At 71.2% G+C, this 18,521-nt stretch carries 22 protein-coding genes; 10 read left to right on the top strand and 12 right to left on the bottom strand.

The genetic code is table 11. The features are described 5' to 3' along the window. Positions 1 to 463 (top strand): response regulator transcription factor (locus JNK30_RS11220; protein WP_293482322.1); only part of this gene is annotated, 463 nt, incomplete at its 5' end. A gap of 66 nt (positions 464 to 529) precedes the next feature. On the opposite strand, the gene JNK30_RS11215 is transcribed toward JNK30_RS11220, so the two are convergent. From JNK30_RS11215 to JNK30_RS11190, 6 genes are all read right to left on the bottom strand, one after another. After that, a complete protein-coding gene (locus JNK30_RS11215; protein ID WP_293482321.1) occupies positions 530 to 1,093 on the bottom strand; it encodes a hypothetical protein in 564 nt (187 codons plus the stop codon). Between the two features lie 114 nt (positions 1,094 to 1,207). Next, positions 1,208 to 1,840: a hypothetical protein gene (locus JNK30_RS11210; RefSeq protein ID WP_293482320.1), complete on the bottom strand. Its 633-nt coding sequence runs from the start codon at positions 1,838 to 1,840 to the stop codon at positions 1,208 to 1,210. Positions 1,841 to 1,854: 14 nt separating this feature from the next. Beyond that, positions 1,855 to 2,550 (bottom strand): DUF2490 domain-containing protein, encoded by a 696-nt coding sequence (locus JNK30_RS11205; RefSeq protein WP_293482319.1) that lies wholly within the window; start codon positions 2,548 to 2,550, stop codon positions 1,855 to 1,857. Positions 2,551 to 2,648: 98 nt separating this feature from the next. Continuing rightward, positions 2,649 to 3,266 carry a YceI family protein gene (locus JNK30_RS11200; protein WP_293482318.1) on the bottom strand — a complete coding sequence of 206 codons (618 nt, stop codon included), beginning with the start codon at positions 3,264 to 3,266 and terminating at the stop codon, positions 2,649 to 2,651. A 122-nt stretch (positions 3,267 to 3,388) separates the two neighbouring features. Further along, on the bottom strand, positions 3,389 to 4,879 hold the full coding sequence (gene rpoN, locus JNK30_RS11195; RefSeq protein WP_293482317.1) for an RNA polymerase factor sigma-54: 1,491 nt from the start codon (positions 4,877 to 4,879) through the stop codon (positions 3,389 to 3,391). A 278-nt stretch (positions 4,880 to 5,157) separates the two neighbouring features. Beyond that, on the bottom strand, positions 5,158 to 5,877 hold the full coding sequence (locus tag JNK30_RS11190) for a glutathione S-transferase family protein (protein WP_293482316.1): 720 nt from the start codon (positions 5,875 to 5,877) through the stop codon (positions 5,158 to 5,160). Positions 5,878 to 5,958: 81 nt separating this feature from the next. On the opposite strand from JNK30_RS11190, the gene JNK30_RS11185 reads away from it, so the two are divergent. The 3 genes from JNK30_RS11185 to JNK30_RS11175 all read left to right on the top strand — a co-directional run bounded on the left by JNK30_RS11185 (position 5,959) and on the right by JNK30_RS11175 (position 9,197). Beyond that, positions 5,959 to 6,681, top strand: a complete 723-nt coding sequence (locus JNK30_RS11185) for a YafY family protein (RefSeq protein ID WP_293482315.1) — start codon at positions 5,959 to 5,961, stop codon at positions 6,679 to 6,681. 195 nt (positions 6,682 to 6,876) lie between these two features. Next, positions 6,877 to 8,733, top strand: a complete 1,857-nt coding sequence (locus JNK30_RS11180) for a M3 family oligoendopeptidase (RefSeq protein ID WP_293482314.1) — start codon at positions 6,877 to 6,879, stop codon at positions 8,731 to 8,733. A gap of 131 nt (positions 8,734 to 8,864) precedes the next feature. Further along, positions 8,865 to 9,197, top strand: coding sequence for a hypothetical protein (locus JNK30_RS11175; RefSeq protein ID WP_293482313.1), 333 nt, complete (start codon positions 8,865 to 8,867; stop codon positions 9,195 to 9,197). 30 nt (positions 9,198 to 9,227) lie between these two features. On the opposite strand, the gene JNK30_RS11170 is transcribed toward JNK30_RS11175, so the two are convergent. Beyond that, positions 9,228 to 9,857 carry a PEPxxWA-CTERM sorting domain-containing protein gene (locus tag JNK30_RS11170; RefSeq protein ID WP_293482312.1) on the bottom strand — a complete coding sequence of 210 codons (630 nt, stop codon included), beginning with the start codon at positions 9,855 to 9,857 and terminating at the stop codon, positions 9,228 to 9,230. A gap of 225 nt (positions 9,858 to 10,082) precedes the next feature. Next, positions 10,083 to 10,442 (bottom strand): YciI family protein, encoded by a 360-nt coding sequence (locus tag JNK30_RS11165; RefSeq protein WP_293482325.1) that lies wholly within the window; start codon positions 10,440 to 10,442, stop codon positions 10,083 to 10,085. A gap of 337 nt (positions 10,443 to 10,779) precedes the next feature. On the opposite strand from JNK30_RS11165, the gene JNK30_RS11160 reads away from it, so the two are divergent. The 3 genes from JNK30_RS11160 to JNK30_RS11150 are packed head-to-tail and all read left to right on the top strand — an operon-like array spanning position 10,780 to position 11,632. Further along, positions 10,780 to 11,046 (top strand): hypothetical protein, encoded by a 267-nt coding sequence (locus JNK30_RS11160; protein WP_293482311.1) that lies wholly within the window; start codon positions 10,780 to 10,782, stop codon positions 11,044 to 11,046. Continuing rightward, a complete protein-coding gene (locus JNK30_RS11155; RefSeq protein ID WP_293482310.1) occupies positions 11,043 to 11,429 on the top strand; it encodes a hypothetical protein in 387 nt (128 codons plus the stop codon). The genes JNK30_RS11160 and JNK30_RS11155 overlap by 4 nt, the downstream gene beginning before the upstream one ends. Further along, positions 11,426 to 11,632, top strand: a complete 207-nt coding sequence (locus JNK30_RS11150) for a hypothetical protein (RefSeq protein WP_293482309.1) — start codon at positions 11,426 to 11,428, stop codon at positions 11,630 to 11,632. Before JNK30_RS11155 ends, JNK30_RS11150 begins: the two co-directional genes overlap by 4 nt. Before the next feature lie 47 nt (positions 11,633 to 11,679). On the opposite strand, the gene lptB is transcribed toward JNK30_RS11150, so the two are convergent. The 4 genes from lptB to JNK30_RS11130 all read right to left on the bottom strand — a co-directional run bounded on the left by lptB (position 11,680) and on the right by JNK30_RS11130 (position 14,329). Then, entirely contained in the window at positions 11,680 to 12,408 is a 729-nt protein-coding gene (gene lptB, locus JNK30_RS11145) for an LPS export ABC transporter ATP-binding protein (RefSeq protein WP_293482324.1), read from the bottom strand. Positions 12,409 to 12,503: 95 nt separating this feature from the next. Next, a complete protein-coding gene (locus JNK30_RS11140; RefSeq protein ID WP_293482308.1) occupies positions 12,504 to 13,064 on the bottom strand; it encodes an LptA/OstA family protein in 561 nt (186 codons plus the stop codon). 10 nt (positions 13,065 to 13,074) lie between these two features. Further along, positions 13,075 to 13,698 (bottom strand): LPS export ABC transporter periplasmic protein LptC, encoded by a 624-nt coding sequence (gene lptC, locus JNK30_RS11135; protein ID WP_293482307.1) that lies wholly within the window; start codon positions 13,696 to 13,698, stop codon positions 13,075 to 13,077. 13 nt (positions 13,699 to 13,711) lie between these two features. Continuing rightward, positions 13,712 to 14,329, bottom strand: coding sequence for a ribonuclease D (locus tag JNK30_RS11130; protein ID WP_293482306.1), 618 nt, complete (start codon positions 14,327 to 14,329; stop codon positions 13,712 to 13,714). Positions 14,330 to 14,807: 478 nt separating this feature from the next. On the opposite strand from JNK30_RS11130, the gene JNK30_RS11125 reads away from it, so the two are divergent. The 3 genes from JNK30_RS11125 (at position 14,808) to JNK30_RS11115 (ending at position 18,509) form a co-directional block, all read left to right on the top strand. After that, positions 14,808 to 15,500, top strand: a complete 693-nt coding sequence (locus JNK30_RS11125) for a hypothetical protein (RefSeq protein ID WP_293482305.1) — start codon at positions 14,808 to 14,810, stop codon at positions 15,498 to 15,500. Between the two features lie 307 nt (positions 15,501 to 15,807). Continuing rightward, positions 15,808 to 17,601 carry a M10 family metallopeptidase C-terminal domain-containing protein gene (locus JNK30_RS11120; RefSeq protein ID WP_293482304.1) on the top strand — a complete coding sequence of 598 codons (1,794 nt, stop codon included), beginning with the start codon at positions 15,808 to 15,810 and terminating at the stop codon, positions 17,599 to 17,601. Positions 17,602 to 17,816: 215 nt separating this feature from the next. Continuing rightward, a complete protein-coding gene (locus JNK30_RS11115; RefSeq protein ID WP_293482303.1) occupies positions 17,817 to 18,509 on the top strand; it encodes a DUF1013 domain-containing protein in 693 nt (230 codons plus the stop codon). Positions 18,510 to 18,521 lie beyond the last annotated feature (12 nt).

Below are 18,521 nucleotides of genomic sequence, written 5' to 3'. Positions count from 1 at the left end.
CCTCGGCGCCGTCGAGGATCGGGTGTCGGGGCTGCGCATGGGCGCCGACGACTACCTGGTGAAGCCCTTCGCCTTCGAGGAGCTGCTGGCCCGCATCGAGGCGCTGCTGCGCCGGCCCCGCGACCAGCGGGCGTCCAGCCGGACCCTCGCGGTCGGCGACCTCGAGCTGGACCGTGGCGCCATGCGCGTCAGCCGCGGGGGCGAGGAGATCGTGCTCACCGCCCGCGAACTCGCCCTCCTGGAGCTGTTCATGACCGCCCCCGGACGCGTGCTCAGCCGCGAGCGGATCCTCTCCAATGTTTGGGGCGTCGACGAAGACCCGCTGACGAACGTCGTCGACGTCTACGTGCGGCGGCTGCGGGCCAAGGTGGATCCGCCCGATGCGGCGTCCTTCATCACGACCGTCCGGGGCCTGGGCTACCGGCTCGAGCCCGTGCCCGCCCGCAAGCTCGTGGAGGCCTGACGCCGGCGTGCGAACGCCTCCGCCGCGGGGGCGGAGGCGTCGGCGGCTCCGGGGGAGCCGGGCGTCCTACTTCGCGGCGTAGGGCAGCGAGGAGTGGTGCGCCACGATGCGGATCGCGCCATCGTCGGTCTTCTTGAACGACCAGCTCTTGTCCACGACCGTCACCTTGCCGTCCTTGTCGGTCATGATGACGTTGCCCACCGTGCTGGCGGTGTCGCCGTGGATCTGGATGGCGGCGTTCCGGATCTCGACGCTGCGCCAGCCCTGCAGCGCGAACCCCTTGTCGTTCGGGTACTTCGCATCCCCGCCCACGAAGTAGGCCAGCGCGCCCTCCTTGGTGGTCCGGAACGTCTGCGGCGAGACCGTGAGGGTCGGCTTGAAGAGCACCGGACCCAGGTTGTAGCCGTAGGCCTTGTCGAGAACCTGGACAGCCAGCGCCTTGGCCTTCGCGTGGCCGTGCGCCTCGTGCTCACGGGCGATGGCCACGAGCGCGTCGCCCCAGGCCTTCTGCGCCGACAGCACTTCGGCCTCGGTCAGAGCGCCCGTGTAGGTCGTGCTCGCCCATGCGGCCGGAGCGGCCGCCACGGCGGCGAACAGGGCGCCGGCTGCGACGATGGAGCGAGGGGTCATGCGTGCTTCTCCTGATCTGCCCGGCGATGATCGCCTTGCGACCGGGGTACGCCTTCACCGTGAACCTCAACTGTCGTGAGAATGAACGGCGGATTACAGCCGCGCCGCAGCCCTTCACCGGCGCCAGGCGTCCACCGCCTGAACGAGCCCCGCCACCTCGGCGGGGGCCAAACCGACGGTCACATCCTGCCCGTAGGCGTCCTTGAACCGCAGCGGCCAGGCCTCCCGGCCGCCCGGCTTCCAGGCCGCCGCGATCTCGCGGATCACCCGCTCGGGAGCCTCGAACTCGACCCGGACATGCTGCAGGCACGAGGTCGAGGGCTCGGGGCAGCCGTCGTCCCAGCGCCGTACGGCCGAGGGCGGGATCTTCTCCAGCCCCTGCGCGGTGCGCAGGTGCACCACCCGAAGGTCGCGCCGCGCGCCGAGGTACGAAAGTTCGTGGTTCACGCGCCAGCGGACCTCGCCGCCCTCCCGCGACCGCAGCGCCGTCACATAGCCGTCGTTGACCGCCACGCCGTCGGCGGCCGAGCCCCGCCGGTGCACAGGCTTCGTGCTGAACCGGATGTGCTCTTCCAGAGGGTCGTCGCGAACCTCGACGCGAGCCGCCACGTCCTCGGGGGTCATGCGCGCCAGCGCGGACGGGACGGGCTTGGGCGCGCTGGCCTGGGCCGCGCCGCCGACGGCCAGCAGCACCGCTGCGGCCGCCCAGCCCAGGCGGCGGGAACGCATCGTCGAACGCAGGCGCATGATCGTGTCTCCGGCTAGAACTGAACGGTCAGGGTCACCGAGGCGGCGTGGATCACCGCATCCTCGCCCGGGCGGAAGGTGTGCTGGTGGAGGTAGCCCGGCTCCACGGCCAGGGTGGGAGAGACCGGGATGGAGACGCCGGCGAAGCTGCGCCAGGCGGCAAGCCCGTCGCGCTGGCCCCAGGCGGTGCCGTTCAGGCCGATGAAGGGCTCGGTGGTGACGACCCCGCGCACCTCCCCCGCAAGCGGCGCGGTGAAGCGCAACTGCTGGCGGAGCCGCCATCCGGCGCCCTCGCGGTTCTCGACGCGTCGCTGCTCGAGGCGCGTGCGGCCGGTCAGGGTCGGCCCGCGGCCGTCGCCCGCGATGCGGAAGGCCAGCTGCTGCCAGATCCGGTGCTCGTGGACCGGCGCGCGGCCCAGCTGGCTCGAGCGGTTGTAGACATAGCCCAGCGAGAGCGTGCGCGTTCCGTCCAGCCGCCAGCCGATCGACGGCCGCAGCACGAACTGGCCCAGCCGGCCGGCGTCCTCGTTGAACCGCGCCTGGGTGTCGAGGTTGAACACCCACCGTTCCGAAATCGGCCGCGAGGCCTGCAGCACCGTCCAGGCCTGGACGTCCTCGTCGGCCGCCGCTGCCGGCGCGGGATAGACGGCCAGCGCCACAGCCCCGCCGAACGCCGCCGGGATCGAGACTGCGCGTTTCAAGCTGCTCATCGTCCTTCGCCACTGGAGGCGCGAAGCCTCGGAGGAAGGAGCTATGGAGCCGCCGTGAACCTCACCTGTCGGTCAGATGAACGCCGGATTACAGCGCCCTACCCCGGCGCCTTCTCGAAGGCGGCGTCGATCTCGAGGTTCACCTCGTCCGAGACGGCGGGGACGGCGTAGCCCAGGCCGAACTCGCTGCGCTTCAGCTTGGCGACGGCCGAGAAGCCGACGGTGGCGGCCTTGGTCATCGGGTTGGCCCCCGCGCCGTAGAACCGGGCGTCCAGCACGACCGGGCGCGTCACGCCGCGCAGGGTGAGGTCGCCGGCGATCTGGGCCTGCAGCCCGTTCACCTTGACGCTGCGCGAGACGAACCGGGCGGTCGGGTGCTTGGCCGTGTCGAAGAGGTCCCCGGTCGCCAGGTGCTTGCCGAAGGCGGGCGAGGTCACGCGCAGGCCCGAGAGCGGAATATCGATCTCGACGCTGGCCGCCTCGGGGCGGGCCGGATCCAGCTTCAGCACGCCCTTCATCTCGCCGACCATCCCCGAAAGCCGCGAGAAGCCCATGTGGTCGACGGACCAGGTGACGATCGTGTGGTTCGGGTCCACGTTGTAGGTCCCCGCCGCGACGGCCCGGGCGGCGGCGGGCGAGGCGTTGGGCGACTGCGCCAGCGCGGGGGCGGCGGCGAGACCGACCGTGAGGGCGACGATGAGGCTGGCGATCCGCAACGGAGGACTCCCATGTGTCTGCAGGGGTCCTCAGCTACCGCGATGAGGGCCCGCCCGGAACCCACGATCTGCGAAACAGTCTTCTGCCGGCGGGGCGCCAGACCCGGCCGCGCCCGCCTGCGCTAGGCGTCCACCTTCAGCATCCGCCGCCGCTCCACCGAGGACGGAATGCGCATGGCCTCGCGGTACTTGGCGACCGTGCGCCGGGCGATGTCCACGCCGGCGGCCTTCAGGATCTCCACCAGCCGGTCGTCGGAATGGACATCCGCCTCGGCCTGCTCGCCGTCGATCAGCTGCTTGATCTTGTGGCGCACGCTCTCGGCGGAGTGGGCCTCGCCGCCCTCGGACGAGGCGATGGCCGAGGTGAAGAAGAACTTCATCTCGAACAGGCCGCGCGGGGTGGCCATGTACTTGTTCGAGGTGACGCGGCTCACGGTGGACTCGTGCATGCCGATCGCGTCGGCCACGGTCTTCAGGTTCAGCGGCCGCAGGTGTTCGACGCCGTAGGCCAGGAAGGCGTCCTGCTGCCGCACGATCTCGGAGCTCACCTTCAGGATGGTCCGCGCGCGCTGGTCCAGGCTCTTCATCAGCCAGTTGGCCTGCGCCAGGCAGTCCGAGACGAAGGTCTTCTCCTGGTCGCTCCGCGCCTGGCCCGAGACGCGTGCGTGGTAGCGCTGGTCGACCAGCAGCCGCGGCAGGGTGTCGGAGTTCAGCTCGACGTGCCACAGCCCGCCTGGCCCCTCCCGGACGTGGACGTCGGGCTGCACGGGCGTCGCCGCCTCGCCGCCCGGGAACGCCGCGCCGGGCCGGGGCGTCAGGCCGCGGATCTCGGCGATCATGTCGCGCAGGTCTTCGTCGTCGACGCCGCAGAGCTTCTTCAGCGCGGGCAGGTCGCGCCGGGCGAGCAGCGGCAGGTTGTCGAGCAGGGCCGCCATCGCCGGGTCGTACCGGTTCTGGTCCTTCAGCTGGATCATCAGGCATTCGCGCACGTCGCGGGCGGCGACGCCCACGGGGTCGAAGCCCTGCACGACGCCCAGCACGCGCTCCACCAGTTCCACCGCGCAGCCCAGCCGCTCGGCGACCTCCGCGGTCTCGGCGCGCAGATAGCCGCCCTCGTCCACGGCATCGATGAGCACGCCCGCGATCACGGCTTCGGCGCGCGACAGGCCGGCCGCGGCGACCTGCTCCTGGAGGTGTTCGGCCAGCGTCTTCTCGCGGGCGAGCGCGCCCTCGAAGTCGCCCTCCTCGCGGTCGAAGCTGCCGCCCGACCCGGCCCGCGACCAGTCGATGGCGCCGCCGGCGTCGGCGGCCTCGGGGGCGTCGCCCGTGGCGCGTTCGCCCGGCGAAGCCTCGTCATGGGTGGTGTCGAGCTCGGCGCGCGCCTCGGCGTCGGCGGCGTGCTCGTCGGCCTTCGCGGCCGCCGGCTCCGGCAGGTCCTCGCCCTCGGCCTCGCGCTCGTCCCGCTGCAGCAGCGGATTGCGCTCCAGCTCGGTCTCCACGAAGGCCTCGAGCTCGAGGTTCGACATCTGCAGCAGCTTGATCGCCTGCTGCAGCTGGGGCGTGATGACCAGCCCCTGCCCCTGCCGAATCTCCAGCCGTGCGCTGAGCGCCAAAACCGATCCCCCTGGCCCGCTTCTTGCTTGCCAAGCTAACCGGCGCTTCCCCACCGACAGGTTAACGGCGCGCCGGAACCTTTCCGGCCGGCGAGGACCACCCGAAAGAGAGGGCCCCCGTTCACGCGGAGGCCCCAGCGCCTCACCCGTTCAGACGGAACCGTCTGAACGGGACAAATGAGGCGCTAAATCAAGAACTTGAGCGCGTTTCGATCCGAAAACCGGTTCCCACTTTTCGGAACGCGCTCCAGGTTGCGGCGACAGCTCCCGCGTGGGGTTCAGGCGGCCTTCGCCGGTTCGAGGTCCCAGGCGAAGTCGGGGTAGAACTGCGCCATCAGCCGGTCGACGTAGGCGACCAGCGTCCCGAAGCCTTCCGCCCGGCGGCGGAGCTCGCCCGAGAAGAACGGGGTCAGCGCGCCGGCCAGCATGGCGAACACCGTGGCGTCCGCGCCGCAGGGCCGGTCGCCGAACAGGTAGCGCCTGTCTCCGAGGATCGCGGCCACCGCCGCCAGCGAGCGCACGCCCAGCGCCACGATCTCGAGGTCCGAATGCCGGCCCATGCCGCCGGCCCGGACGTTGGCGCGCACCTCGTCCAGCACCGCGTCGCGCGCCGTCTGCGGAGCGCCCGCGAAGAACCGCGCCGGCCCCTTGGCGAAGTTCACCGGATCCAGCCAGCGCTCGAACACCATCGCCCAGGCGAAGTTGTTCTCCATCATGCGCTCGACCGCCCAGGCCGTGGCGCGCTGCTCGGGCGAGAGGCCCTCGTCGAAGTCGACGCCGTGCGTGCGTTCGACCCAGCCGCGGATGAAGGTCGAGTCGCCGATGCGGACGCCGTCGGCCTCGATGAAGGGGACCTGCCCTTTCGGCCCGTCGGAGGGCTGGGCGATGCGCTTCTCGTAGGCGAGGCCCGCCATCTTCAGCTGCACCTCGGTCTTGGTGACGAAGGGGCTGATCTCGGGAAGCCCGAAACCCGCGCCGATGCCGTAGAGCGTGATCATCTCAGGTCTCCCGCGTTGACAGGAGCATCCTGGCGGGGCCTTGCTGACACCATCCTGTCAGCAGCTTGGCATGAGAACAAAATGCGACGCGCCGATCGCCTGTTCCAGATCATCCAGATCCTGCGGCGGACCACGCGGCCGGTGACCGCCGACGCCATCGCCGAGGAGCTCGAGACCTCCAAGCGCACCGTCTACCGCGACATCGCCGACCTCGTGGGCCAGAGGGCGCCCATCCGCGGCGAGGCCGGCGTCGGCTACATCCTCGAGGACGGCTACGACCTGCCGCCGCTCATGCTGACGCCCGAGGAGGTGGAGGCCGCCGTGCTCGGCGCCCAGATGGTGGCCGCCCGCGGCGATCCCGCCCTGCGCCGCGCGGCCGAGGACCTGATCGCCAAGATCGGGGCGGTGATCCCCGAGCAGCTGCGTCCGCTCGTGGTCGAGCCCGCCACGCGCGCGGCGCCGAGCTGGAAGGCCGCGCCCGACAATCTCGACATGGCCGAGTTGCGCGCCGCCATCCGCCACGGCCGCAAGGTCGCCCTGACCTATCGCGACGAGCAGGATCGCGAGTCCGGACGCACCGTGTGGCCCTTCGCCATCGGCTACTACGAGACCACGCGGCTGGTGATGGCCTGGTGCGAACTGCGCGGCGACTTCCGTTCGTTCCGCACGGACCGGATCACGACGGCCCGCTTCCTCGACGAGCGCTACCCCGACCGCCCGGCCAGCCTGCGCGCCCGCTGGCGGCGCCATCAGCAGGAGCACTGGGAGCGGATGGACAAGGCGCGCAAGGCGGCCGCCGGCTAGAGCGCGTTCCGAAAAGTGGGAACCGGTTTTCGGATCGAAACGCGCTCAAGCTTTTGATTTAGAGCCTCATTCTCCCGTTCAGACGGTTCCGTCTGAACGGGTGAGGCTCCAAGCCGCGCCGGCTTACGCTTCCGTAAGTTGCGGGCCGCTTCGGGCCTCCCTAGCTTCGCGTCACCTTGGGAGCCCTTTGACCAGATGACCGATTTCAGCCGCCGCCAGGCGCTCATGCTGGCCGCCGCAGCCGCCGCCGCGCCCGCCTTCGCCAACGCCCAGACCGCCGCCGCCGCGCTGCCCGCCGTGTGGGACCTGGCGCCCCTCTACCCCGACGCCGCGGCCTGGGACGCCGAGGCCAGGGCGGTCGAGGCCGCCCTGCCAGGCCTCGCCGCGCACAAGGGCAAGCTGGGGGAGAGCGCCGCCAGCCTAAGGTCCGCGCTGGAGGCGATCTCCGCGCTGCAGAAGCGGTTCCTGCGGCTGGTGGTCTACGCCACCCTGAAGGCCGACGAGGACCTGTCCGTCGCCGTACACCAGGAACGCCGCCAGCGGGCCCAGGCCCTGGGCGCGAAGTTCGGCGAGGCCACCGCCTGGACGAGCCCCGAGGTGCTGCGCGTGGGCCGCGCCCGCATCGAGGCCCTGCTCGGCGAGGACCCCGCGCTGGCGAAGTTCCGCTTCGGGCTCATGGACACCCTGCGCCAGGCGCCGCACACCCTGGACGACCAGGGCGAGGCGCTGCTCGCGGCGGCCTCCAACCCGCTCTCGGGCCCGACCACCGTGCGCGGCCAGCTCGTGGCCTCCGACATTCCGTGGCCCACGGTGACGGTGGCCGGGGAGCCGGTCCGCCTGGACCAGCAGGGGTACACCCGCGCGCGCGCCGCCGCCGACCGCGCCGAACGCAAGAAGGTGTTCGACACCTTCTTCGGCGCCTTCAAGGGCTTCGAATCCAGCCTGGGCGCCGCGCTGGCGGCCAAGGTCAACGGCGACCTCTTCAACGCCCGCGCCCGCAAGTACGACAGCGCCCTGGCCTGGGCCACCGACGGGCCGAACATCCCCACCGGCGTCTACCGCACGCTGGTGGCGGAGGCGAACCGCGGCCTGCCGATCCTGCACCGCTACTTCGACCTGCGCCGCCGCCTGCTGGGCCTGTCGGACCTCGGCTACTGGGACATCTATCCGCCGGTCACGCGCCTCGACGCCAGGTTCGACCTGGCCGCCAGCCGCCGCCTCTCGCTGGAGGCCATGAAGCCGCTGGGTCCGGAGTACTCGCGCGAGTTCGAGCGCGCCACTGCCCAGCCCTGGGTCCACGTCTATCCGTCCAAGGGCAAGCGCGGCGGAGCCTATGTGTTCGGCGCCGCCTACGACGTGCACCCCTACATGCTGCTGAACCACACCGACAACTACGAGGGCCTGTCGACCTACGCCCACGAGTGGGGCCATGCGATGCACACGCTCATCGCCCAGAAGGCCCAGCCGTTCGAGCTCGCCGGCTATCCCACCTTCCTGGCCGAGGTGGCCTCGACCGTGAACGAGCAGCTCCTCGTCGCCCACATGGTCAAGGGCGCCAAGACCCGCGAGGAGAAGCTGTTCTACCTGGACCGCGTCTGCGAGATGATGCGCGCCACCTTCTACCGCCAGACCATGTTCGCCGAGTTCGAGCTCGCCATCCACGAGGCGGCCGAGAAGGGCGAGGCCCTGTCCGGCAAGCGGCTGTCGGCCATCTACCTCGACCTGCTCAAGCGCTACCACGGCCCGAGGATGACCATCGAGGAGGCCTACGGCGTCGAATGGGCGCTCCCCGGCCACTTCTTCGACTACAACTTCTACGTCTATCAGTACGCGACCTCGGTGACCGCCGCCTCGGCCTTCGCCGAGAAGATCCTCGCCGGCGGACCGCGCGAGCGCGACGCGTACCTGGCGGTGCTCAAGGCCGGCGGCTCGGACTATCCGGTCGACGTGCTGAAGCGCGCGGGCGTGGACATGACCTCGCCCGAGCCCTACCGCGCCATGCTGACCAAGTTCGAACGCACCATCGCCGACATGGAGAAGCTCATCGGCTGACCGGCGCTCACGCCTGGCCGAGCGGGGCGCCGAATACGCTGCGCTCCGGCCCCGTTTCCGGCGGACTGGAACGCCGAGAGGTCTGCGCCGTTTGCTGGACGAACGTCGTCATCCAGCCCCGCGGAGCCGCCATGCGTCCGATCCTCGTCCTGCCAATACTCGCCGTCGTGACGCTCGGCGGCTGCGCCAGCACCGGCAGCGGTCGCTGGGCCTCGGCCTGCGAACGTGACTACGAGCGCAACCGGGCGGCCGCGACGGCGGCGGGCGCGGTGCTGGGCGCGGCGGCAGGCGCCGCCGTGGCCCGGGACGACGCAGCCGGCGCGGCTGTCGGCGGGGTCGCCGGCGGCATCATCGGCAACCAGCTCGCCCGACGCGACGACCCCTGCGGCTACGGCTTCTCTGGCTACCCCTACGACTCCCGCTACGGGCGCTGGGACGACCGCCGACAGCGCTGGCGGCGGTGACGGAAACTCGACGAAGCCTCGCGCGGGTCGTCACGCGGCCTCGGCGACAGCGCGCCGCCGCCCGGTGCGCACCGCGGCGCCCGCGAGGCCGAAGCCGACGATCATCAGCGCCCACGTCGATGGCTCGGGCACGCCGCCCCCGATGGGCCCCGACCCGGAGTACTCCACCACATAGCGGTTCGTGGCGCAGACGCACTGGTCGTTCCAGGTGAGCCCGCCGAAGTAGAAGCCGGTGAGCGCATCCTCGCCACCGGCGTTGTTGGGCTCGCCGGCGTGCCAGTTCGCATAGGTCCCCGGCGGCTGCACGAAGCCATTTCGGAAGATCGTGCCTGCTTCGGGTCCCGCGACCCACTTCCAGACCCCCTCGACCTCCGCATCGCTGCCGGCGAACCAGACCAGGCCGCTGAACACGTTGTTGAAGATGAAGGCGTTTTCCTCGGCGGAAGTGACCGTCGCCAGGTGGGCGTCATACCCCGCGATCGGCGTCGCCAGTTCAGCGGCCGCCAGCGCGGTGTCGAACGTCACGAAGCTGGAGACCAGCTCATACCAGTGGCCGTTGGCCCCCGGGCCGGTGGTCCATTGAACCGGAGCAGCGGAGGCCGACGCAGCGGCCAGAGCCGAGGCGGCAGCGAGCGCCGCGATCTTCAACGCGTAAGTCATGGAAAGCCCCATTTCTGCCTGGGCGCGCAAACATCGCGCGCGCCGCACGGAGCGTACGGCCAGGGCGACCGCTGACCATCGCCGTTTGGGGGGCGCCGTGACCGGGACCCTTCAGGCGGAGGCGTCGTCCCGGCGCCGACCGCGAACCGGAAAGGGCGATCAAGGTCCCGCGGCAGGCAGCCCACGCCGAAGTTGGACGCACCGCGAAAGGGGCCGTCGGCGCCGTCAGGCGCCCGCCTGGAAATCCTCCGGCTCGTACAGCGGGCGGATCTCGATGACGCTCGGCCCCGGCATCGGGTTCGGGCAACGTCGGACCCACGCCACCGCCTCGTCCAGGTCCGCCACCTCCCAGAGCCAGAACCCCGCCACCAGCTCGCCGGGCGGGCCGAACGGGCCTTCGGTCACGGTCCGCGACGCCCCGTCGAAGGCGACCCGCCGCCCCGCCGACGAAGGCTTGAGGCCGTCACCCGTCCGCAGCACGCCGGCGGATTGCAGTTCGTCGTTGAACCGGCCCATGGCCTCCATCATGGCCGGGTCGATCGGGCCGCCGCGCTCGCTGTCCTCGGTGGCCTTCACCAGCACCATCACCCGCACCTGCGCCTCCTGCGTTCCGGACGGCCGCGCGCCGCCTGCATGGCGGAACGACGAACGGAGCGCTTCGGCCCCGACACGCGCCCGATCACCGGGCGTAGACAGCCTGAAGCGGCCCCTGCCCCTGGCGCCGCGGCACCCGCGGCCCCATCTAGGGTTGGTGCGCCGTCGGCCCTGTGCCGCCGAGCCAGGCGGTCGAACACTCCCGACGCGGCGCCCTCCGAGAAACCCATGTCGCTGCTGTTCGCCGCCTCCGCGGCCCTAGTCCTGGCTTCGGCCATGGTTCCGCTCGCCTTCGCCCTCGCCGGTCGGCGGACCCGGGTCTGACGCCATGACCCTGCCCCTCCAATCCCCCGCTCCCGGCGGCCCGTTCAAGAGCGAACTCCGGGCCGACGACTACCGCAGCCGCGCCCGTGACGCCGGCAGTCTGGCCGACGCGAGCCCCCTGACCCAGGTGCAGGAGCGCCAGCGCGCCGCCGAGGCGGCGTGGCTCGAGCTCGCCGCCTGGGAAGACCAGCGTACCGCGCACGCCCAGGCGGTGGCCCGCCGCATCGCCGAGGGATCCGTCCCGGCCGAAGCCGGCGAGGACCCGTCATGACCCACGCCATCGACCTGCCCGCCGGCGCGGGCGTCCGCATGACCGCCAGCGCCCGTCGAGCCTTCGGCGCGCATCGCTGGGACATCCGCGTCCTGTGCGTCGCGACCGGCGAAGCCCGCGCGAGCTTCGGCTCCCATATCGGAGGCGCCGACATCGACCAGCGCCTGGAGATCCCTGCGCAGGACGTCGATTGCCGCCTGGAGGTCCGTTCGCGCCACGCCGTCACAGGCGGCGGCTGGGCCGACGACGACGCCTCGATCGAGGAGGACACGCCCGACATCCTCGAACTCGGCTTCTGCGATCTGGCCCGGCCCCTGGCCGCGCCCGGCGACGTTCGCCTGCGCTTCGCCTTCGCCGCGCCGCGCCGGCCGGCCGGCGCGTGACGACCCCCGTCTGCCCCACCTGCCGGGCCCGGCTGGCGAGCGTGCGGCCCGTGCGCATCCGCGCCGACCCGGATTCGGCGCGCTGGCGCGGGCGCGTGCCCGAGGCGATGGGCTTCATGTGCGTCGCCTGCTCGGCGCTCCTGCCGCTCGCCGTCACCCAGACCCGCGACGACGCGGCCGACCCGCGCCCCGAGGGCGCGTGACGACCGGGCCGGCTCTCCCGGCCGGCTGACCGCGCCTCGGCGCGAGGCTAGCTGGTGAAGCGATCGCCCAGGTACACGCGCCGCACCTCCGGGTCGTCGACGATCTCGTCGGGGGACCCTTCGAACAGCACCTCGCCGGCATGGATGATCGAGGCGCGGTCGATGATGTCCAGCGTCTCGCGAACGTTGTGGTCGGTGATCAGGATGCCGATGCCGCGCTGCTTGAGGTAGCTGATCACCTCGCGGATGTCGGCGATGGCCAGCGGGTCGATCCCGGCGAAGGGCTCGTCCAGCAGCATGAACGACGGCTCGGACGCCAGCGCCCGGGCGATTTCCACGCGCCGCCGCTCGCCGCCCGAGAGCGACACGGCCGGCGCATTCTTCAGGTGCCCGATGTGCAGCTCCTCGAGGAGCTGGGTCACGGTCTCGCGGGCCTTCTTCGCGTCGCGCTGGCGCAGCTCGACCACGGCCATCACGTTCTCCCACACGCTCATGCCGCGGAAGATCGAGGTCTCCTGCGGCAGGTAGCCCACGCCCATGCGGGCGCGCTGGTACATGGGCTGGGCGGTGATGTTCTCGCCGTCGAGGTAGATGGCGCCGTAGTCGGCCGGGATCAGGCCGGTGATCATGTAGAAGGTCGTGGTCTTGCCGGCGCCGTTGGGGCCGAGCAGCCCGGCCACCTCGCCGCGGCCCAGCCGCAGGGAGACCCCCTTCACCACCGAGCGGCCGCGGAACGACTTGCCGACGTTGTCGACCACCAGGCCTTCGGTGGGGATGGCGCCGCGCGCGCCCTGGGGCGCGCCCCGGCCCCCGCCGGCGGGCTCGCCCCCTTCGGGCTGTCGGGCCCGGCCCTTCACGCGGGAGAGCGCGTTCACTTCGACGCCGTCTGGTTCTTCTTGGAGGGGTAGAACACGCCCCGCGGCCGGCCCTGGGCGTTGCGGCCCGTGGCCGTGCCCACCATGCGGCCCTCGCCGGTCGTGGAGTTGAACACCATGCGGCTGCCGCGCAGCACGTTCTGGCCCTGCACGGCCACGACGTCGCCGGTCAGGGTGACGGTCTCGGAGCTGGCGTCGTAGACGCCGTTGTCGCCCCGCACCCGCTGGTCCTTCGAGGTCACGTAGTAGACGTCGCCCTCGGCCTCGATGCGGATCAGGTCGCCGCAGGCCCCGGTCCCCGTGCCGCCGCTCGCGCCCGGCTTGGTGGCGAACACCGCGCGGATCACGTTCGCGCGAAGCCGGGCCGAGCCCTGCAGAGCCTCGGCCTTGCCGCGCCAGGTGGAGACGCAGGCCTTGTTCTGCACCTCCAGTTCGTCGGCGGTGATGTCCATGGGCTTGCCGTCCGAGTCGGGGCCGAGCCCCTGGGCCGAGGCGGCCGCCAGCGGCGCCGCGGCGAGCGCGAGACCGAGGAGGACGGGGGTCAGGACCACGTTCATGCGCATGCTTCTACTTCTTCGTCTCGAGCCGGGTCTTCACGCCGCCCTTGAAGACCATGGTCTCACCCTTGCCGTACACGCCATAGGACTCCGCGCGGATTTCTCCAAGGCCCCCTGCGCCCTGAATGGGCCCTGAACCGACCACCTCGCCGGTCTTGGTGTCGAACAGGGAGGCGGCGGTGTTGAAGCTGTTCTTGGCGTCTTCGATCCGCACGCCGTTCGACAGCTCCAGCTTGCCGTTCTGCTCGTGGAACACCCCGTCGGCGCCGTTGATGCGCATCTGCTCGGGCCCGCCCTCGTCCAGCACCAGCGCCGGCTTGCGCAGGATCACGCGGCTGTAGTCCAGGCGATCGCGGATCGCGCTGTCCGCGGTGAGCACGAAGGCGCGGCCCTTGTCGTCCCGGCCAACGAAGCGCGGGTTGATCAGGCGGATGGGTTCGTCCCCGGCGCGGGCGGTGCGGGGCTGGGCGTTGAAGGTGGACCAGGCGACCGAGCCGATGAGGCCGGCGAAGATCAGCGCGATCAGGGCCGGCAGCGCGATGCGCAGCGTCCGGATCAGCCGCGAGCGGCGGCGCCAGCGCTCGAAGTCGGCGCGCCGCGGTTCGGGAAGGCTGCTGTCGGAGAGGGCGGTCATCGCGGGCGGCGCGTCATGAGTGGGCGAAGATGTCGACGTCCTCCCAGCCCGCGACGTCGAGGAGCGCGCGGTGGGGAAGGAAGTCGAAGCAGGCGCGGGCCAGGTGGTCGCGCCGCTCGCGGATCAGCATCTCGTCGAGGCGGGCGCGGAGCGCGTGCAGGTGCAGCACGTCCGAGGCCGCATAGGCCACCTGGTCCTCGCTGAGCGCCGCGGCGCCCCAGTCGGACGACTGCTGGGCCTTGGACAGGTCCACCCCCAGCAGCTCCTTCGTCACGTCCTTCAGGCCGTGGCGGTCGGTGTAGGTGCGGGCCAGCTTCGAGGCGATCTTGGTGCAATAGACGGGTGCGGTCACGACGCCCAGATGCAACCAGAACATGGCGATATCGAAGCGGCCGAAGTGGAAGATCTTGGTGACGGCCGGATCGGTCAGCAGGCGCTTGAGGTTCGGGCAGTCGTAGCCGGCGCGGTCCAGCTGAACGACGTGGGCGTCTCCGTTCCCGTCCGACAACTGCACCACGCAGAGCGGGTCGCGGCCCAGGCGAAGGCCCATGGTCTCGGAATCGATGGCCACCGCCGTCGCCCCGGCCAGCGCGCCCGCCGGCAGGTCACCTGGATGAACGTGGGTCGCCACTTCGCCGAAACACTCCGCCGCCGTCGGCCCGTGTTTAGATGATCCGCCGCCGCCCCGATAGGGGCGCGACTTCAACCGTCCCTCGCGGCTGTCATCCCGGTTTCGCCTCAGGCGAACACCGGGACCCATAGACTCCGCGGGTCCGGAAAGAGCGCGGCGGTGACGCTCGCGGGCCGTCACAGCCATCGGGCGCGTATGGGTCCCGGCTTTCGGCTACGCCGAAGCCGGGATGACAGCTGAGAGGGTAGGAGCTGGCCGGATGATCGGGTGTTGTGTGGGAGGGGCGCTATCTCAAACCCTGTCATCCCGGTTTCGCCTCAGGCGAACACCGGCTCCCATAGACTCCGTGGGTCCGGAAAGAGCGCGGCGGTGACGCTCGCGGGCCGTCACAGCCATCGGGCGCGTATGGGTCTCAGCTCTCCCCCTCGCTCTGACGCGAAGCTTGACTTCTGGCAACGATGTTCTATGTTTGTTCTCTATGGCCGAAGCCCTCACCCCTGAGCGCATGGACGCCGCCCTGGCGCGCGTCCTCGACGCCTGCGTCGAGGGCGTTGAACTCGCGAGGGGCCTCATGGCCCATGCCGCCGAGGGCCAGGACATCGAAGGCTTCGAACGCTGCGGCCGCACGGCCAACGCCTTCGCCCGCACCGTCGGCCAGGTCGTCATCCTGAAACAACGCTTCGACCGCGAGCAGGCCGAACTCGCCGCCGGCGTCCGGCGCGAGGCCGACGCCGCCGAGGCGCGCGTCCGCAAGGCCGACCGGGACGCCCGGGAGCATCACCGCAAGCGCGTCGACAACCGCCTCGCCCGTCTGGTGTGGGGCCGCTTCGGACAGGTCGAGGCTCTGGACGTCTGGGAAGACCTTGAGCCCCGCCTCGCCGAACTCGCCCACGACGACGACTTCCTGGCCACGCCGGTCGAGGAACTCGTGCAGCGCCTCGCCGACGAGTTCGGCCTCGAGGACGAAGCCTCGAACGACGCGGATGGCGAAGCCTCGCCTGCTCAAGCGTCGTCCGAAGCGGCGGGCGGATCCGCGCCGGCGGACGAGCCGCCACCGGCCGCCATCCTCCCCGGACCCGAGCCGCCGCCGCCCGAACCCTGGCCCGAGCCCTACATCCCGCCCTGGGAGAAGCTCCGCCCCGGCCAGATCATGCGCGACAGCGGCTGGTGACGCCGACAGGGCCCCGGCATCCGGACTCCAGATAGACGCCGCGCGGGGACCCGCTCCCCGCGCCGCCTCCGCGCGCCCGCCGCCTGCCACCCCACCCGGCTTCGCCATGCCCGCGCCGTCGCTGGCCGGCCGCTCGGGCGGTCGGTCGTCGGCGGGCAGAACGCTGGCGGCGCCGCGAAAAGTCCGGCATTGATTCTCGTCCGGCGGCGCTCTGTCGCCGTAAGAATCTGTGCGCCGAATGGTCGCGTGGCCGTCGTTCGCCAGATCGCCTAGGGATTCCAAGGGGATGGCGACGTAGAGTTGGAAGATGTCCCTCGAAGCTCCCCATTCGCTCAGTGACGCCGGCCTGGACAGCCGGCCCTTCGCCGGGGCTGCCGGCTGCGGCTGCCCGGTCTGCGCCGGCCAGGCGGTGGTCCTGGATGACGGGGTCGCCGCCACTCCCCTGGCCTACCTGAACGCCGACGAGCGGTCCGGGACGACCGTCAACGGCAAGCAGAGCTTCTCCATCGACCGGGCCGGCCTGCAGATGACCGGCTTCAACCCCGCCACCATGGAGCCCTATCCGGGCTGGGGCGGGACGGCCGGCCAGGCCTACACCGTCACCTACGCCTTCCGCGCCACCGCCCCGCTGAACATGCCCAGCGACACCGAAGGCTTCCAGCGCTTCAACAGCACCCAGATGTTCGCCGCCGAGCAGGCGATGCTGGCCTGGTCCGACGTCGCGCGGATCACCTTCGTGCGGGTCGGGTCGGGCTTCGAGGGCGAGGGCGCCTATTCCGACAACGCCTCGATCCTGCTCGGCAACTACACCTCGGGACAGAGCGGCGCGTCGGCCTTCGCGAACTACCCGGGCAACCCGGCGGCCTCGAGCGCCGCCGGCGACGTCTGGGTCAACATCACCGCCGGCACGAACGCCATCCCGACCCCCGGCAACTTCGGCTACCACACGCTGGTGCACGAGCTGGGGCACGCGATCGGCCTCGCCCATCCGGGCGACTACAACGCCGGCGAGAACGACTCCGCGCCGATCACCTACGCCAACAACGCCGAGTACTTCGAGGACAGCCGCCAGTACACGGTGATGAGCTACTTCTCGGAGGCCAACACCGGCGCCAGCTACGGCGGCCGCCTGGCCGCCGCGCCGCAGCTCGACGACATCCGCGCCGCCCAGATCGAGTACGGCGCCAACATGACGACCCGCACGGGCGACACGGTCTACGGCTTCAACTCCACCGCCCAGCGCGACTGGTTCCTGGCGCAGAACTCGTCCAGCCGCCTCGTCTTCGCGGTCTGGGACGCCGGCGGCGCCGACACCTTCGACTTCTCGGGCTATTCCAACAACCAGCTGATCGACCTGCGCGAGGGCTTCTTCTCGAACGTGGGCGGGCTGGTGGGCAACGTTGCGGTGGCCCAGGGTGCGCAGATCGAGAACGCCATCGGCGGCTTCGGCGCCGACACGATGAACGGCAACGCCCTCGCCAACATCCTGACCGGCGGCGCCGGCGCGGACCGCATCTTCGCCGGCGCCGGCGGCGACACCATCGACGGCGGCTCGGGATCGGGCTTCCTGCGCGGCGAGGACGGCGACGATTCCATCGTCGGCGGCGCCAGTTTCGACGACATCCAGGGCAACACCGGCAACGACACCGAATCCGGCGGCGGCGGCGACGACTGGGTGGTGGGGGGCAAGGACAACGACCGGCTGTTCGGCGACGACGGCTCCGACGTGGTGTTCGGGAACCTGGGCGACGATTCCGTCGACGGCGGCGCCGGCAACGACACCGTCCGTGGCGGCCAGGGCGACGACACCCTGGCGGGCGGGGCGGGGGCGGACTTCGTCTCGGGCGACCGCGGCTCGGACAGCATGGTGGGCGGCGCCGGAGCCGACCTGTTCCACACCTCGGCGGACGCCGGCATCGACAGCGTCTTCGACTTCAGCATCGCCGAGGGCGACCGGGTGATGCTGGACCCGGGGACGCCCTTCAGCGTGGCCCAGGTGGGCGGCGACGTGGTCATCACCCTCGGCTCCGCGGCCGACCGCATGATCCTGGTGGGCGTCCAGCTGAGCGCGCTGCCCGAGGGATGGATCTTCGGCGCCTAGAGCGCGTCCCGAAGAGCGGGAACCGGTTTTCGGATCGAAACGCGCTTCAGCTCTCGATGTGGAGCCTCATCCCCCCGTTCCGACCGTTCGGTCTGAACGGGCGAGGCTCTGGGGGCGGCGAGAATCCCGTTCCCTCGCGCCGCCATCCGGCCTATATGTGAAGCCTCACCGCCCGGCCGAAAGGCCGGGCGCCTTCGTTTCCGAGACGACGAAAAATGACCCAGATCCTGATGCCCAAGGCGACCGCCGTGTGGCTGGTCGACAACACCTCGCTCACCTTCGACCAGATCGCGGACTTCTGCGAACTGCACCCGCTGGAGGTGAAGGGCATCGCCGACGGCGAGGTGGCGCGCGACATCCGCGGCGCCGACCCGATCGCCAACGGCCAACTTTCGCGCGACGAGCTGGACGCGGCCGAGAAGAACCCGAACTACCGCATGAAGGCGCAGAAGAGCCGCCACGCCGAGCTGCTGAAGCCGGTGAAGAAGGCGCCGCGCTACACGCCCGTGTCGCGCCGCCAGGACCGCCCGGACGCGATCGCCTGGTTCATCCGCAACCATCCGGAAGTGCCCGACAGCCAGGTCGCCCGCCTGCTGGGCACCACCAAGGCCACCATCGACCAGGTGCGCAACCGCCAGCACTGGAACTCGGCCAACATCAAGCCGGTCGATCCGGTGACGCTCGGCCTCGCCACCCAGCTCGAGCTGGACGCGGTGGTGAAGAAGGCCGCCGAGAAGAAGGCCCGCGACGACGCTCGCCGCGGCGTGGTGGAGCCCGAGGGCGCCACCCTGCTGCCGGCCTCCGAGACCGGCGTGATCGACGACGAACCCGAGCCCGAGCGCGAGATCGAGCACACGGCCGAGTCCGTCTTCGCCGATCACGACGACGGCGACGACGACGAGGACTGAACGACGAAGGCC

The sequence above is a fragment of the Phenylobacterium sp. genome (assembly GCF_016793225.1).
GTDB lineage: Bacteria > Pseudomonadota > Alphaproteobacteria > Caulobacterales > Caulobacteraceae > Phenylobacterium.
Note: the sequence above shows the minus strand (reverse complement) of the source record. Positions and strands in the feature narration are given on the sequence as shown.

What these genes read in the sequence shown, in the direction of transcription:
- JNK30_RS11215 (WP_293482321.1), bottom strand. Translation starts at nt 1,093, where the DNA reads ATGACCCCTCGCTCCATCGTCGCAGCCGGCGCCCTGTTCGCCGCCGTG.
- JNK30_RS11210 (WP_293482320.1), bottom strand. Translation starts at nt 1,840, where the DNA reads ATGCGCCTGCGTTCGACGATGCGTTCCCGCCGCCTGGGCTGGGCGGCC.
- JNK30_RS11205 (WP_293482319.1), bottom strand. Translation starts at nt 2,550, where the DNA reads ATGAGCAGCTTGAAACGCGCAGTCTCGATCCCGGCGGCGTTCGGCGGG.
- JNK30_RS11190 (WP_293482316.1), bottom strand. Translation starts at nt 5,877, where the DNA reads ATGATCACGCTCTACGGCATCGGCGCGGGTTTCGGGCTTCCCGAGATC.
- JNK30_RS11185 (WP_293482315.1), top strand. Translation starts at nt 5,959, where the DNA reads ATGCGACGCGCCGATCGCCTGTTCCAGATCATCCAGATCCTGCGGCGG.
- JNK30_RS11180 (WP_293482314.1), top strand. Translation starts at nt 6,877, where the DNA reads ATGACCGATTTCAGCCGCCGCCAGGCGCTCATGCTGGCCGCCGCAGCC.
- JNK30_RS11175 (WP_293482313.1), top strand. Translation starts at nt 8,865, where the DNA reads ATGCGTCCGATCCTCGTCCTGCCAATACTCGCCGTCGTGACGCTCGGC.
- JNK30_RS11170 (WP_293482312.1), bottom strand. Translation starts at nt 9,857, where the DNA reads ATGACTTACGCGTTGAAGATCGCGGCGCTCGCTGCCGCCTCGGCTCTG.
- JNK30_RS11165 (WP_293482325.1), bottom strand. Translation starts at nt 10,442, where the DNA reads ATGGTGCTGGTGAAGGCCACCGAGGACAGCGAGCGCGGCGGCCCGATC.
- JNK30_RS11160 (WP_293482311.1), top strand. Translation starts at nt 10,780, where the DNA reads ATGACCCTGCCCCTCCAATCCCCCGCTCCCGGCGGCCCGTTCAAGAGC.
- JNK30_RS11155 (WP_293482310.1), top strand. Translation starts at nt 11,043, where the DNA reads ATGACCCACGCCATCGACCTGCCCGCCGGCGCGGGCGTCCGCATGACC.
- JNK30_RS11140 (WP_293482308.1), bottom strand. Translation starts at nt 13,064, where the DNA reads ATGAACGTGGTCCTGACCCCCGTCCTCCTCGGTCTCGCGCTCGCCGCG.
- lptC (WP_293482307.1), bottom strand. Translation starts at nt 13,698, where the DNA reads ATGACCGCCCTCTCCGACAGCAGCCTTCCCGAACCGCGGCGCGCCGAC.
- JNK30_RS11125 (WP_293482305.1), top strand. Translation starts at nt 14,808, where the DNA reads ATGGCCGAAGCCCTCACCCCTGAGCGCATGGACGCCGCCCTGGCGCGC.
- JNK30_RS11120 (WP_293482304.1), top strand. Translation starts at nt 15,808, where the DNA reads ATGTCCCTCGAAGCTCCCCATTCGCTCAGTGACGCCGGCCTGGACAGC.
- JNK30_RS11115 (WP_293482303.1), top strand. Translation starts at nt 17,817, where the DNA reads ATGACCCAGATCCTGATGCCCAAGGCGACCGCCGTGTGGCTGGTCGAC.